This window comes from Streptomyces sp. NPDC096012, from assembly GCF_040426375.1.
Lineage (GTDB): Bacteria > Actinomycetota > Actinomycetes > Streptomycetales > Streptomycetaceae > Streptomyces.
Genome location: NZ_JBEOTD010000003.1, coordinates 242,266 through 257,333 on the forward strand (window position 1 = coordinate 242,266; position 15,068 = coordinate 257,333).

The 15,068-nt window shown below is 71.1% G+C and carries 5 protein-coding genes; all 5 read left to right on the forward strand.

The features are described from left to right. Positions 1-180 precede the first annotated feature (180 nt). The 5 genes from ABVB68_RS05215 to ABVB68_RS05235 all read left to right on the forward strand — a co-directional run bounded on the left by ABVB68_RS05215 (position 181) and on the right by ABVB68_RS05235 (position 14,929). A complete protein-coding gene (locus tag ABVB68_RS05215; protein WP_353599663.1) occupies positions 181-8,076 on the forward strand; it encodes a non-ribosomal peptide synthetase in 7,896 nt (2,631 codons plus the stop codon). Between the two features lie 174 nt (positions 8,077-8,250). After that, a complete protein-coding gene (locus ABVB68_RS05220) occupies positions 8,251-9,582 on the forward strand; it encodes an MFS transporter (RefSeq protein WP_353599664.1) in 1,332 nt (443 codons plus the stop codon). Further along, complete coding sequence (locus tag ABVB68_RS05225; protein ID WP_353599665.1) at positions 9,579-13,361, forward strand: amino acid adenylation domain-containing protein; 3,783 nt, start codon at positions 9,579-9,581, stop codon at positions 13,359-13,361. The genes ABVB68_RS05220 and ABVB68_RS05225 overlap by 4 nt, the downstream gene beginning before the upstream one ends. Positions 13,362-13,407: 46 nt before the next feature. Continuing rightward, the gene (locus ABVB68_RS05230) at positions 13,408-14,463 is read left to right on the forward strand and encodes a TauD/TfdA family dioxygenase (protein WP_353599666.1); all 1,056 of its coding nucleotides are present in this window, start codon (positions 13,408-13,410) and stop codon (positions 14,461-14,463) included. Between the two features lie 247 nt (positions 14,464-14,710). After that, positions 14,711-14,929, forward strand: a complete 219-nt coding sequence (locus ABVB68_RS05235) for an MbtH family protein (RefSeq protein WP_353599667.1) — start codon at positions 14,711-14,713, stop codon at positions 14,927-14,929. The last annotated feature ends 139 nt before the right edge of the window (positions 14,930-15,068 follow it).

Here is a 15,068-nt window from a genome sequence, read left to right on the forward strand (position 1 = left end):
GAGTGCCGCCTGCTAGCCTCGCGAAGTCGATACAAATCCGTTTTCTCTCTGCCAATCAATTCCGCCGACATAACGGCTCCCGACCCCGCTGCGGCCCCATGCCTGGCCGGTGATTTCGGCGCCTGCGCCATCGGCTGCGGATCGGGACTGGTAGCGGTCGGAAACAGTGAGGTAGCCTGCATGATTCCGTTGTCGTTTGCACAGCAGCGGTTGTGGATCACCGGTCAGTTGGCGGGGCCGAGCACGGCGTACAACATGCCGTTGGTGATGCGTCTGTCCGGGGCGCTGGACCGGCAGGCCCTGACCGCGGCACTGGCCGACGTGGTGGGCCGGCACGAGAGCCTGCGGACCGTCTTCCCCGTCATCGACGGCGAACCCGTCCAGCACATCGTGCCCGCCGACGAGGCCACACTGCCCCTGACCTGGACGGACACCGACGACGAGCAGGTGACCGACCTCGCGGTCCAGGCCGCCGGACACGTCTTCGACCTCGCCGGCGAGATCCCTCTGCGCGCCCATGTCTTCCGCACCGGCCCCGACGAACACGTCCTGATGCTGCTGGTCCACCACATCGCCTGCGACGGCTGGTCGCTCGGCCCCCTCGGCAGGGACCTCGCCACCGCCTACGCGGCACGAACCGCCGGCGCGGCCCCGGCCTGGACCGAACTCCCCGTCCAGTACGCCGACTACACCCTGTGGCAGCGCGACCTGCTCGGCGCCGAAGACGACCCCACCAGCACCATCGCCCGCCAGTCCGCCTTCTGGCGCGACGCACTGGCCGAACTCCCCGTCGAACTGGACCTGCCCTTCGACCGGCCACGCTCCGCGACGGCCGCCCGGCGCGGCGCCGTGGTCCCCGTCACCATTGACGCGGAAGTCCACACGCGCATCACGGAGTTGGCCCGCCAGACCGGCGTGACACCGTTCATGGTCGTCCAGGCCGCCCTCGCCGTCCTGCTGTCGCGACTCGGCGGCGGCACCGACATCCCCCTCGGCACGCCGGTCGCCGGGCGCACCGAAGAAGCCCTGCACGACCTGGTCGGCTTCTTCCCCAACACCCTCGTCCTGCGCACCGACGTCTCCGGCGACCCCACCTTCGCCCAACTCCTCACCCGAGTACGGGAAACGAATCTCGCCGCCTTCGAGAACCAGGACCTCCCCTTCGAACACCTCGTCGAGATCATCGCCCCACCACGAACCGCGGCACGCCACCCCCTCTTCCAGGTCATGCTGTCCCTCGGCACCACCACCGAAGCCGCCTTCGACCTCCCCGGACTCAAGACCGGCGGGTTCGACGTCCCCGAAACCGGAACAACCAAATTCGACCTCAGCTTCGAGTTCGAGGAGGGGATCGGTCCGCAGGGACAGTCGACCGGCATCAAGGGGTTTCTCGAGTACGCCGTCGACCTGTTCGACCTGCCGACGGTGGTCACCATGGCGGACCGCCTGGTCCGCCTGCTCGAGGCCGTCGCGGACGACCCCGACCAGCGCCTGCACCAGGTGGACGTGCTCGGCGCCGACGAGCGCGAACTGCTGCTGCACACCTGGAACGACACCCGCATCCCCTACGCCGACCACCTCGGGGTGCACCGGCTGGTCGAGGCCCAGGCGGCACGCACCCCGGACGCCGTCGCGGTCGTGTGCGGGGACACCACCCTGACCTACGGCGAGCTCAACACCCGTGCCAACCGGCTGGCGCGCCACCTCCGCGCGCGGGGAGCAAGCGCCGGCAGCCTGGTCGCGGTCTGTCTCGCGCGCGGCCCTGAGCTGATCACCTCCCTGCTCGGCATCCTCAAGTCCGGCGCGGCCTACGTCCCGCTGGACCCGGACCACCCGCCGCAGCGGCTGGCGTTCATGCTGGCCGACACCGCGGCGCAGCTGGTCGTCACCCAGACCTCGCTCGCCGGCCGACTGGCCGGCACCGACGTGCGGCAGGTCCTGCTGCTCGACGAGGAGCGGCAGACGCTGGACGAGCTCGACGGGTCCGACCCGGAGCCCGCGGCCGGGCCTGACGACCTCGCGTACGTCATCTACACCTCGGGCTCCACCGGAGCCCCCAAGGGGGTACTCGTCGAGCACCGCTCGATGAGCAACCGGATGCAGGAGGCGATGCGCCAGTACGCGCTGACCGATCGCGACAGGACGCTGCAGTACGCCTCGGTGAGCTTCGACGCGGCGGCCGAGCAGATCTTCCCGACGCTGATGGCGGGCGGCCGGATCGTGCTCAGGGACGACGAGAAGTGGACGCCGGCCGAGATACTCCGGGAGATCGGCCGGACCGGGATCACCGTCGCGAACCTCACTCCGTCCCTGTGGCAACAGCTCGTCCCGCAGCTGGAGTCCGGCGCGCGGCTCGGCGACGCGTTCCGGCTGATGGTGCTCGGCGGCGAGCAGGTGCCCGCCGCGCTCGTCACGCGCTGGTTCAAGGACACCGCGGTGCCGCTGCACAACGCCTACGGGCCGACGGAGACGACGATCACCGCGACCTCGTTCGTGCTGACCGGGGACCAGCCGGTGGTCCCGATCGGCCGTCCGCTCGCGAACACCGAGGTCTACGTCATGGACGGGTTCGGTGGCCTGGCTCCGCTCGGCGTCCCCGGCGAGCTGTGGATCGGCGGCGTCGGCGTCGCCCGCGGCTACCACAACCGGCCCGACCTGACCGAGCAGCGGTTCGTGCCCCACCCCTTCTCCGATGATCCGGACGCGCGGGTCTACCGCACGGGCGACCTGGTGCGCTGGCTGCCGGACGGCACCCTCGAGTTCCTCGGTCGGATCGACGACCAGGTGAAGCTCCGGGGGTTCCGGATCGAGACCGGAGAGGTCGAGGCGGTGCTGGCCCGGCGTCCCGGGATCGCCCGCGCCGTGGCGGTGGTCCGCGAGGACATCCCCGGCGACCAGCGACTGGTCGGTTACGTGGTACCCGCCCCCGGTCAATCCCCGGAACAGATCGCACAGTTGCCCGGCCTGCTGCGCCGGCATGCCGCGGAGGAGCTCCCGGATTACATGGTGCCGGCCGCGGTCGTGGTCCTGGACCGGCTGCCGCTGACCGCCAACGGCAAACTGGACCGCGAGGCCCTGCCCCTCCCGGACTCCACAGCCGCCTCGACCCACCGCGCTCCGACGACCGTCCAGGAAGAGATCCTGTGCGCCGCGTTCGCCAAGGTGCTGAACCGGGAGCTGTCCACCGTCGGCATCGACGACAACTTCTTCCTTCTCGGCGGCCACTCCCTGCTCGCGACCCGACTGGTCGCCCTCATCCGCACCCTGCTCGGGGTGGAACTCGGCATCCGTGCGCTGTTCGCCTCCCCCAGCATCGCCGCCCTGGCCAAGGCGCTGGCCGGGGCGGGCCCCTCGCGTCCGGCGCTGGTGACCGCGGATCGTCCGGAGCCGCTGCCGTTGTCGTCCGCGCAGCAGCGGTTGTGGTTCCTGCACGAGTTGGAGGGACCGAGCGCCACCTACAACATCCCGGCGGCCATCAGGCTCTCCGGTGCGATCGACACCGGTGCGCTGGACGCGGCGTTGCGGGACGTCCTCGGGCGCCACGAGGTGCTCCGCACACTCTTCCCGTCGGTCGAGGGCCGGCCGTACCAGCGGGTGGTACCGGTCGAGGAGCTCGGTGAGGTGCTCACCGTGGTACCGGCGGCCCTGGTCGGGCCGTCCGGCCTGACCGTGGCGATCGGTGAGGCGGAAGGCCACTGCTTCGACCTCTCGGCCGAAGTGCCTTTCCGGGCCTGGCTGTTCGAAGCCGGTGCGGACGAACACGTGCTGGTGCTGCTCATGCACCACATCGCCGGTGACGGCTGGTCGCTGGTGCCGCTGGTCCGGGACTTCTCGGCGGCGTACACAGCGCGGCTGGCCGACCGGGAACCCGGATGGGCGCCGCTACCGGTCCAGTACGCGGACTACACGCTCTGGCAGCGTGAACTGCTCGGCGAGGCACAGGACCCCGAAAGCCTGCTGAGCAGGCAACTGGCCCACTGGCGCCGCGCGCTGGCCGGCATACCGGAGGAACTGCCGCTGCCCGTCGACCGTGCGCGCCCCGCGGTGGCCACGCATCGGGGCGGGAGCGCGGCGCTGGAGATCCCCGCGCCGCTGCACGCCCGGGTCACCGAACTGGCCCGGGACGAAGGCGCGACGGTCTTCATGGTGCTGCAGGCCGCGTTGGCCGTGCTGCTCTCCCGGCTCGGCGCCGGCCAGGACATCGTGATCGGAACCCCGACGGCCGGGCGCACCGACACCGCCCTCGACGACCTCGTCGGGTTCTTCGTCAACACCCTCGTCCTGCGCACGGACGTGTCCGGCGGTCCGTCCTTCGGCGAACTGCTCGCCCGGGTGAGGGAGCAGACGCTCGACGCGTTGGCGTACCAGGACGTACCGTTCGAGCGCCTGGTCGAGGAGCTGGCCCCGGTCCGCTCCATGGCCCGCCATCCGCTGGTCCAGGTCATGCTCGCGCTCCAGAACAACGCCGATCCCGTGCTCCGACTGCCCGGCCTGCGCACGAGCTTCCTGCCCGACGAGGGCATCTTGGCGAAGTTCGACCTCTCCTTCGACCTGCGCGAGCGGTTCGACGAGCTCGGCCGGCCCGCCGGAATGACCGGCGCAATCTCCTACGCCGTCGACCTGTTCGACCAGGCGGGCATCGAGCAGCTCGCCGAACGCTTCACCCGTGTCCTCGACGCCCTGGTCACCCGCCCGGACCGGCGGGTCGACCAGGTCCCGGTGCTCTCCCCCGCGGAGCAGGAGAAGGTGCTGCGCACCTGGAACGACACCTCCCGCTCCGTCCCGCCCACGACCCTGCCGGCGCTCTTCCAGGACCAGGCCGCCCGCACCCCCGAGGCCACCGCGGTCGTCTTCGACGGCACCACCCTGACCTACGGCGAGCTCAACACCCGCGCCAACCGGCTCGCGCACCACCTGATCCAGCACGGGGTCGGCCCCGAGGACATGGTGGGCATGGCACTGCCACGGTCGATCGAACTCGTCGTGGCGATGCTCGGCGTGCTCAAGGCGGGCGCGGCGTATCTCCCGATCGACACCGAGTACCCGAAGGAACGGGTCCGGTTCATGATCGAGGACGCGCAGCCGTCGTACGTGGTGACGCTCCAGGAGACCGCGGCATGGCTGCCGGCCGACGCACCCCTTCTGGTCCTGGACGACGCTGCCACCCAGGATGAGCTGACCGCACACCCGGCCTGGAACAGCGACCCGACCGACAGCGAGCGCACCGGCCCGCTGACCCCCGCCCATCCTGCCTACGTCATCTACACCTCCGGCTCCACCGGAACTCCCAAGGGCGTGGCGGTACCGCACCACAGCATCACCAACTTCGTCACCGTTCACCGTGAGTCGGTCTTCGCCTGCGCCGCCGATCTGCCGGACGGTCGCCCGCTGCGGGTCGCGCTGACCACCTCCATCTCCTTCGACGCGGTGTGGGACCAGCTGTCGTGCCTGCTGGAGGGGCACGAGCTGCACGTCGTGAGCGCGGAGGAGCTCTCCGACCTCGGCCTCCTCGCGACCTGGCTGGACGCACACGACGTCGACTTCCTGGAGCTGACCCCCACGCACATGGCCGCCGCTGTGTCGGCAGGCCTGTTCGACGACGGCCGCCGTACTCCGGCACTGCTCGTGGTCGGTGGCGAGGCCGTGCCCGACTCGCTCTGGGAGTGGCTCGGATCGCTGGGTGAGGGCACCCGCAGCTTCAGCTTCTACGGGCCCACGGAGTGCACGGTCTACCAGGTCTTCGCCGAGCCGCGGTCCACACCGCGGCCGATACTCGGCGGACCCACCTTCAACATGCGGGTGTTCGTCCTCGACGACGGGCTGGAACCGGTGGTCCCCGGTGTGACGGGCGAGTTGTACGTGGCGGGTGCCGGTCTGGCGCGTGGCTACCTGAAGCGTCCCGCACTGACCGCGGAGCGGTTCGTGGCGTGCCCGTTCGGTGCGCCCGGCGAGCGGATGTACCGGACCGGGGACCTGGCACGGTGGCGGCCGGACGGGACCCTCGAGTTCGTGGGCCGCGCCGACGACCAGGTGAAGATCCGGGGGTTCCGGATCGAGATCGGGGAGGTCGAGGCGGTGCTGGCCCGGTGTCCCGGTGTCGCCCGGGCCGTGGCGGTGGTCCGCGAGGACATCCCCGGTGACAAGCGTCTGGTCGGCTATGCGGTGCCCGCCCCGGGTCAGTCCCCGGAACAGGTCGCACAGTTGCCCGGCCTGTTGCGCCGGCATGCCGCGGGGCCGCTTCCGGGTTACATGGTGCCGGCCGCGGTCGTGGTCCTGGACCGGCTGCCGCTGACCGCCAACGGCAAGCTGGACCGCAAGGCCCTGCCCGTCCCGGACTACGCGCTCGCCTCGACTCACCGCGCTCCGACGACCGTGCGGGAGGAGATGCTGTGCGCGGCGTTCGCCGAGGTGCTGGGGCTGCCCGCCGTCGGCGTCGACGACCACTTCTTCGAACTCGGCGGGCACTCCCTGCTCGCGACCCGGCTGGTCGCCCGCGTCCGCGCCCTGCTCGGGGTGGAGATCACCCTCCGCGCGTTGTTCGAGGCCCCCACCGTCGCCGCCCTGGCCGGTGCGCTGGTCGAGGCGGGACCCTCCCGTCCGGCGCTGGTGGCCGGGGTTCGTCCGGAGCCGCTGCCGTTGTCGTTCGCGCAGCAGCGGTTGTGGATCATCGGTCAGTTGGCGGGGCCGAGCACGGCGTACAACATGCCGTTGGTGCTGCGTCTGTCCGGGGCGCTGGACCGGCAGGCGTTGGCGGCGGCGCTGGGCGACGTGATGGGCCGGCACGAGAGCCTGCGGACCGTCTTCCCGGTCGTCGACGGCGAACCCGTCCAGCAGATCGTGCCCGCCGACCAGGTCACACTGCCGCTGACCTGGACGGACACCGACGACGAGCAGGTGACCGACCTGGTGATCCAGGCCGCCGGACACGTCTTCGACCTCGCCGGCGAGATCCCGCTCCGGGCACAGGTCTTCAGCACCGGGCCGGACGCACACGTCCTGGTCCTGCTGCTCCACCACATCGCCTGCGACGGCTGGTCGGTCGGGCCCCTGGGCAACGACCTCGCCACCGCCTACACGGCACGGCTCGCCGGCACCACCCCGGCCTGGACCGAACTCCCCGTCCAGTACGCCGATTACGCCCTGTGGCAGCGCGATCTGCTCGGCGACGAGAACGACCCCGCCGGGACGGCGGCCCGCCAGTCCGCCTTCTGGCGCGACGCCCTGGCCGCACTGCCGGTGGAACTCAACCTGCCCTTCGACCGGCCACGCCCCGCGACCCCCGCCCGGCACGGCGCCCGGGTCCCCGTCACCATCGACGCCGAAGTCCACGCCCGTGTGGCGGAGTTGGCCAGGCGGACGGGCGTGACCCCGTTCATGGTGGTCCAGGCCGCCCTCGCCGTCCTGCTGTCCCGGCTCACCGGCGACACCGACATCCCCCTCGGCACGCCTGTCGCGGGACGCCCCGAGGAAGTCCTGCACGACCTGGTCGGCTTCTTCCTCAACACCCTCGTCCTGCGCACCGACGTCTCCGGCGACCCCACCTTCACCGAACTCCTCACCCGGGTGAGGGAAACGGACCTCGCCGCCTTCGAGAACCAGGACCTGCCCCTCGAACGCCTGGTGGAGATCGTCGCCCCACCCCGGACCGCGGCACGCCACCCCCTCTTCCAGGTCATGCTGTCCTTCGACACCAACACCGAGGCAGCCTTCGACCTCCCCGGACTCGAGATCAGCGAGTTCGAGATCCCGGAACACGAATCCCCCAAGTTCGACCTGAACTTCCTGCTGCGGGGGTCGTACGAGCCGGACGGGCGACCGACCGGCATCACGGGGATCATCGCGTACGCCACCGACCTGTTCGACCACCACACGGTCCAGACCTGGGCCGAGCGGCTCAGCCTGCTGGTCGCGGAGCTGACCTCCGACCCCGACCGGCGCATCGGCAAGGTGGGCGCCCCCAAACCGGCTCGACGGAGCGCGAACCCCGACCGGTCGGCGACCCTGCCGGCGCTCGGCCCCGGCAGGCGGCGGGTGCTGGCCCGCCCCGGTCTCCCGCCGGAGCGGCCGCTCGGCTGAGCCACACGTGACCGAGTGCCCGGGAGAAGTCCAGGCACGTCCCCCACACCGCCCGGCACCTCCCCGATCACCCGTGCGACGAATTCGACCCGATAGGAAGACAGTGATGGACCAACGCGCCGAGACCCCGCGCTCCCGACCGGGAACCGAGATCCGTCAGGCGGTGCGGCGCTCATGAGCGAGGACACCTCGAGCGCCGGGAAGAAGCCGGCTTCGCTGTTCCGCCGGCGGAACTTCGTGCTGCTGTGGACAGGTCAGTCGGCCTCGATGCTCGGTTCCCCGATCACCTACGTCGCGATGCCGCTGACCGCGGTCCTGCTGCTCCACGCGACGCCGATGGAAGCCGGCGTGCTCGTCTCCCTCGAGACGCTGCCGTTCCTGCTCTTCGGCCTCTTCGTCGGCGTGATGCTGGACCGCCGGGCGCGCCGGTCCGTGATGATCGTCGCCGATGTCGTGCGTGCCGCGGCCCTCGCCTGGATACCCGTCGCGCACTGGCTCGATGTGCTGAACATCGGTCAGCTCTTCGTCGTGGTCTTCGTCGTCGGCGTGATGACCGTGTTCTTCGACCTCGCCCTCCAGTCCTACACACCCGGTCTGATCGGCCGGGACCGGCTCGGCGAGGCGAACGCGAAGCTGGAACTGTCGGGCTCGATGGCGCAGGTCGTGGGGCCGGGCGCGGCGGGCCTGCTGGTCAGCGCGCTCAGCGCACCGGTGGCGATCGCGGTGGACGCGGCGAGCTACGTCCTGTCCTTCCTCACGGTGGCGGGACTGCCGGCCGACGAGGCGCCGAAGCCTCAGCCCGGGGCAAAGACCCTCTCGGTGTGGGCCTCGATCCGTGAGGGATGCGCCGCGATCGTGCGGCACCCGCTGCTGCGCTGGTTCACCACGGCCGCGCTGATCATCAACCTGTTCTCCGGCGCCCTGATGTCGGTGTACTTCCTCTATCTGCTCCGGGTCCTCGACATGGGCTCGAAGCAGGTCGGCCTGATCGTCGCGGTCGGCAGCGCCGGTGCCCTGGTCGGCGTCCTTCTGGTCGGCCCGCTGACCCGACGGTTCGGCGTCGGCCCGACCCTGATCCTGACGATGGCGCTGCCCGGCCTCGGCTATCTCGTCCTGGCGGCCGTACACGGCCACTCACTGGCGGCGATCGCCGTCGTCGCGGTCTCCTCCTTCTTCGTCCAGCTCAGCATTCCCGTCTTCAACGTGACGGTGATCAGCTTCCGGCAGGTCTCCACCCCGGACGAGCTGCTCGGGCGGGTGAACGCCACGGCCCGTACCTGCGCGCTGGGCGCGTTCTCGCTCGGCTCGCTGCTCGGCGGTGCGCTCGCGTCCGGAACCGGGCTGCGGACGGCTGTGGTGCTGGCCGCGAGCGGGACGTTCCTGGCCTCCCTTGCCCTGCTGTTCTCACCCGTGCGGGCGGTACGCCGCCTTGAGGCATCCCCGGCCGATTCCGACGCGGTCCCCGCGCCGGACCCCGGCCTGACCGTTCAGGAGCAGACATCATGACGAGCGTCGAGACCTGGCAGGAGGAGGGCTATCAGCTCTCCCCGCAACAGCTCGCCCGGTTGGGCGAGGCCCGGAGCACGGCGGTGCGCACCGTCCGCACCGCCACCCGGATACCGGTGCCGGACCTGGAGGCCCGGATCGCGACGGCGGTCGCCACGCACGAGAGCCTGCGTACGCGGTACACCGAGTTCGCGGGGCTGCCCACGCTCGTCCAGGTCGTGGACGCGGTGGGCCCGGTCGCGATCGAGCAGTCGGGAACGGATCGCACCGTGTTCCGGGCCGGCGCGCTGACCGTCGAGCACGAACTCGGCCCGGACGGCACTCGGCTGGTTCTCACCCTGCCGCGGCTGAGTGTCGACGACGCTTCCTGGACCCGGCTCGTCGGCCTGCTGCTGGAGGACGCGGTCGCCGCGGCCGAGGAGACGGTGCTGCAGTACGCCGATGTCGCCGCCTGGCTCGCCGAAGTGCTGGACGAGTCGGCGCAGCCGGTGGCCGACGAGGTGGCGCGGCTGTCGTCGAAGCCGTCCCCGGCGCTGCCCTTCCTCACTCCCGTCGACCTCCGGGACCCGGCCGCCGGGCCGGTGAGCGCCTCGGCCGTCGTCGAGGGGCCGGCTCTGGAACGGCTGAACGAACTCACCGGACGGTACGGCGTGAGCGAGTCGGCGGTGCTGCTGACTCTCTGGCACTCGCTGTACGGCCGGTACTGCCGCGACGCCGGCGACCACGTGCTGGTGCTGGCCGACGGCCGGTCCACGGAAGGTCTGGAGAACGTGCTCGGCCTGTTGGAGCGTCCGGTACCGGTCCGGCTGGAGATCGGCGCGGACACCCCCGTGGCCGACGCGCTCCAGGCGTCGCAGGACGCGCTCCGCTCCGTAGCGGCGGTCGAGAACCAGATCGACCCGGGGATCGCGGCCTCCGCACACCACGCGGCGGACGTCCACCCGCTCTCGTACCGGCACCGCCCGGACCGGTGGGCCGAGGAACTCTCGGCCGGTGCGTCCGTCGACGAAGCTCCTGGTGCGCTGCACCTCGACTGCGTGCGCGGGTCACGGAGCCTGCGCCTGACCTTCGTCGGCGGTGCGGGCCGCGTCGCCCAGGCCGACGTGGACCTCGTCGCGGAGGCGTTCGGACATCAGCTGACCGATCTGCTGTCCGGTGGCACGGAGCGCGCCGTCGGCGGCCTGCGCCTCACCGCAGCGAACGCGCCGAACACCGAGGCCGGGCCCCGTGCGTCGTACGCCTCGGTGCTCGACCGCTTCCTCGCGCAGGCGGAGCGCACGCCCGCGCAGCCCGCGCTGCGCTGCGGCGAGACCGTCGTGTCCTACCGGGAGGCGGCGCAGGGCGCGGACGCGGTGGCGCATCTGCTGCGCGAGCACGGCGTGCGGGCCGGGCAGCGGGTCGCGCTGTTCGTTCCCGCCGCGGCGGAAACGGTCGTCGCGATGCTCGGCGTCTGGCTCGCCGGCGCGGCGTTCGTCCCCCTCGACCCCGCGTGGCCGCAGGCGCGGATCGAGACGATCCTGCGGGAGGCCGACCCCGCGCTGCTGCTCACCCCCGATCCAAAGGCCGATCACCAGGCCTCCGTCCGCATCGTGCGTACGGCCGACGCGATCGTCGACCCGGGGCGCGCGGTGACTTCCGGCGCGGCGGCCGCGGGCGCCGCCTATGTGATCTTCACGTCCGGCACCTCGGGTCTTCCCAAGGGCGTCGTCATCGGGCACGAGCAGCTGTCGCACTACGCCTCGGCGATCGGCGAGACGCTCGCCCTGTCCGAGGGCGCCGAGTTCGCGGCGGTCTCCACCCTCGCCGCCGACCTGGCGTACACGGCGGTCTTCCCGACCCTGGCCGGCGGTGGCTGCGTCCAGCTCATCCCCACCGAGACGGCCACGAGCCCCGCGGCTCTCACCGAGTGGTTCCGGGCAAGCCCCGCGGCCGCGATGAAGCTGGTCCCCTCGCACCTCTCGGCACTGCTGGCCGAGGTCCCCGATCCGCTCGCGCTGCTGCCGAGCGAGGTGCTCGTGCTCGGCGGCGAACTGCTGCCGCGTCCGTTGTACGAGCGGCTGCGGGAGATCGCGCCGTCCTTGCGTCTGTACAACCACTACGGCCCGACCGAGTCGACGGTGGGTGCCGCATGCCTCCCGCTGGACGCCGGGATCGACGCACGCTGTTCCTCGATCCCGGTGGGCTCCGGCCTCGGGGCGAACGTCCTGACGGTGGTCGACGCGGACGGTGCCGCGCTGCCGCCCTGGTGCCCCGGTGAGGTGCTGATCAGCGGGCCCGGCGTGGGCCTCGGCTACCTCGCGCGGTTGCGCGAGGGCGGGTCGGGCTTCGGTACGGCGGACACCGCGGACGCCCACCGGACCGGTGACCTCGGCCGCCTGGTGCCCGGCCACGGCATCGAGATCCTCGGCCGGATCGACGACCAGGTGAAGCTGCGCGGATACCGCGTACAGCTCGGCGAGATCGAGACGCTGCTGGCGGATCAGCCCGGCGTCGGCGCCGCGGCGGTCGTGGCGCGCGCGGACGCCGACGGGCTCGTCACGCACCTGGACGCCTACCTCGTCGCCGCAGGCGGGGCGGACGTCCGCGTCGAGGACGTGCGGGCAGCCGTGGGTCTCCACCTCCCGGCCGGCCTCGTGCCGACCGGGTGGCAGGTGCTGGAGCGGTTCCCGCTGACCCGCAACGGCAAGCTCGACCGCCGCGCCCTCACGCCGATCGCGCCGCCGAAGGCCCGGTCCGGCCGACCGCGCGACTCGGTGGAACAGCGTCTGCTGGGGATCTGGTCCTCGATCCTCGACCAGGACATCTCCTCCCCCGACGCGGACTTCTTCGAGTTCGGGGGCCAGTCGCTGCGTGCGATCAAACTCATGGCCCAGGTCAACAACGCCTTCGGCCTGCGGCTGCCGATGTCCACGGTGTTCAGCGCCCCGACCGTCGCGACGATGGCGGAGCTGGTGCGCGGGAGCGATGTCCAGGACTCCAACCTGGTCCCGCTGCGCGCCGGCCGCGGACCGCACGAGCAGGCCCCGGTCTTCTGCGTCCACCCCGGCGGCGGCAACACGCTCAGCTACTGGGAGCTGGCCCGGCTGATACCGGCGGACCGGTCGGTCTACGGCATCGAGGCCTGGGGTCTGCACGGCAGGCCGCCGCAGGACGACTTCGCCGCCATGGCCGAGGAGTACGCGGCGAACATCGCGGCCGCGAGCGATGCCGCTCCCGTGATCATCGGCTGGTGCTTCGGCGGCGTCATGGCCTACGCCACGGCCCAGGCGCTGCGCCGTTCCGGGCGCGAGGTGGCGCAGCTGATCATCGTCAACTGCGGCGTCCCCGGTGACCCGGAGGGCGCCCTGGCGCGGCAGCCCGCCGACCATCTCCTGCGCCGCTTCGCCTTCCACTACCAGCTGGACCTGCCGGCGGGGCCGCTCGAGCACCTCGGTCATCAGGAACTGCTCAAGGCCCTGCAGGACGTCGGGCGGCTGCCTCCCGACTCCGGTGAGGCGGAGCTGCGGGCCCTGCTGGACGTCTACATGACCAACATGACCGCTCTGGACCGCTACTTCGTGCAGGAGCAGGCCGAATTCGGCCGGCCCGACTTCCCGGTGCTGCTGGTGCGCGCCGAGCCGGCCGACGAGCCGCAGGATCCGGACCGTACGTGGGGCTGGGGATCGGTGGTCGGGCCTGAGCTCGGCTTCGCCTCGGTGGCAACCACCCACCACGGCATCATGCGACAGCCCGCGGTGGAGGAACTCGCCGAGCTGATCGAGCGGGAGATCGACGCATGACACGGAGCACGGCCGGGTTCACCGCCGAGGAAACGAGGACCAGGACATGAACGAGGCGACTTCCAGGACACCGGGACCGCGTTCCCTGCTGGGCGCGACGCGGCGGCAGGTGCGGGTGCCCGGCAGGGATTCGGTGGACATCGGCTTCCTGCCGGAGTCACCGACGACCCCCGCCCTCATCACGCCGGCCGGTCCCGGCGTCGACCTGCCCGGCTGGCTGCGCGCGAACCGGGAGGAACTCGAAGCACTGCTGCTGCGGCACGGCGCGGTCCTGCTCCGGGGGTTCCACGCCGGTTCGGTGGAGAAGTTCGAGCAGGCCGCCTCGGCGATCTGCGGCACTCTCTTCCCTGAGTACGGGGACCTTCCGCGAGAGGGCGAGTCGGCTCGCGTGTACAAGTCGACTCCGTATCCGGAAGACCTCTCGATCCTGTTCCACAACGAGAGTTCGCATCTGCCGCAGTGGCCGATGCGGCAGTTCTTCTCGTGCATCGTGGCCCCGCGGTCCGGTGGTCAGACGCCGATCGTCGACTGCCGGACGGTTCTCGCCCGGATGCGTCCGGAGCTGGCCGAGCTCTTCGCCGCCAAGAAGCTCCGTTACGTCCGCAACTTCATCGAAGGCGTCGACGTCAGCTGGTCGCGCTTCTTCGGCACCGACGATCCCGCCGAGGTCGAGCGCACGTGCGCCGCGGAGGGGACGAGCTTCGAGTGGACGCCTGACGGAGGCCTGAGGACCTCGCGTCAGGCCGAGGCGGTGCTGCGCCACCCGACGACCGGGGAGGCCGTGTTCTTCAACCAGCTGGCGCTGCACCACCCGTCGTCGCTGGACCCTGAGACGCGCTCCTCTCTGCTGGAGATCTGCGGCGATCAGGGGCTGCCGCGCAACGTCCTCTGGGGCGACGGCACCGTCATCGACGACGCCCTGGTGGACGAGGTCCGCAACCTGATGGACCGGGAGTCGGTCGCCTTCTCCTGGCAGGAGGGTGACGTCCTCGTCATCGACAACATGCTGGTCGCGCACTCACGCAGTCCCTTCACCGGGCCGCGGAAGATCGTGGTGGCGCTCGGCGACATGACCGGCGAGGCCGTGCCCGCCATGAGCTGAGCCGGGTCCGAGCTCCAGGCACAGACCACTGGGTGGCGCGGCAGGCAGCAGTTCGCCGCGCCTCCATCGCCGCCTGCCTGCGTTCCGGCGGCGATCGGGAAAAGCGATTTCCCATGACACCGACGCCGGTGTCTCGCTGGCGAGACACACCCCGTGCGAGGCCGATTATCCGGCTGCCGCAACGGTGACGGCCGGTTATCGCCACTGTTACGCTGACGGCCGTTTGATCGATTCATCAGGAGAATCCGTGGCAAATCCGTTCGACGACGAAGAAGGCGCATGCCTGGTTCTGGTGAACGACGAGAACCAGCATTCGCTGTGGCCCGCCTTCCGCGCGGTACCGGCCGGCTGGAAGGTGGTGTACGGCCAGGAAACCCGCAAGAACTGCCTCGAATACGTTTCCGCGCACTGGACGGACATGAGGCCGGCCAGCCTGATCAGGGCAATGGGCGATGAACCGCGGTAGGAAAGAGTCCCGTAACCCTACGGACGCACTGGTGGCCGGTAGCGTGCGGACCCCCTCGGGCCGAGTGAACCACTTGGAACACCCCGCACTGTCCGCATCACCTTCAGGAATCTAGTGCTCAGGACAAAAAAGAGTTATC

Coding starts and splice junctions, on each gene's coding strand:
- ABVB68_RS05215 (WP_353599663.1), top strand. CDS start 181: ATGATTCCGTTGTCGTTTGCACAGCAGCGGTTGTGGATCACCGGTCAG.
- ABVB68_RS05230 (WP_353599666.1), top strand. CDS start 13,408: ATGAACGAGGCGACTTCCAGGACACCGGGACCGCGTTCCCTGCTGGGC.
- ABVB68_RS05225 (WP_353599665.1), top strand. CDS start 9,579: ATGACGAGCGTCGAGACCTGGCAGGAGGAGGGCTATCAGCTCTCCCCG.
- ABVB68_RS05220 (WP_353599664.1), top strand. CDS start 8,251: ATGAGCGAGGACACCTCGAGCGCCGGGAAGAAGCCGGCTTCGCTGTTC.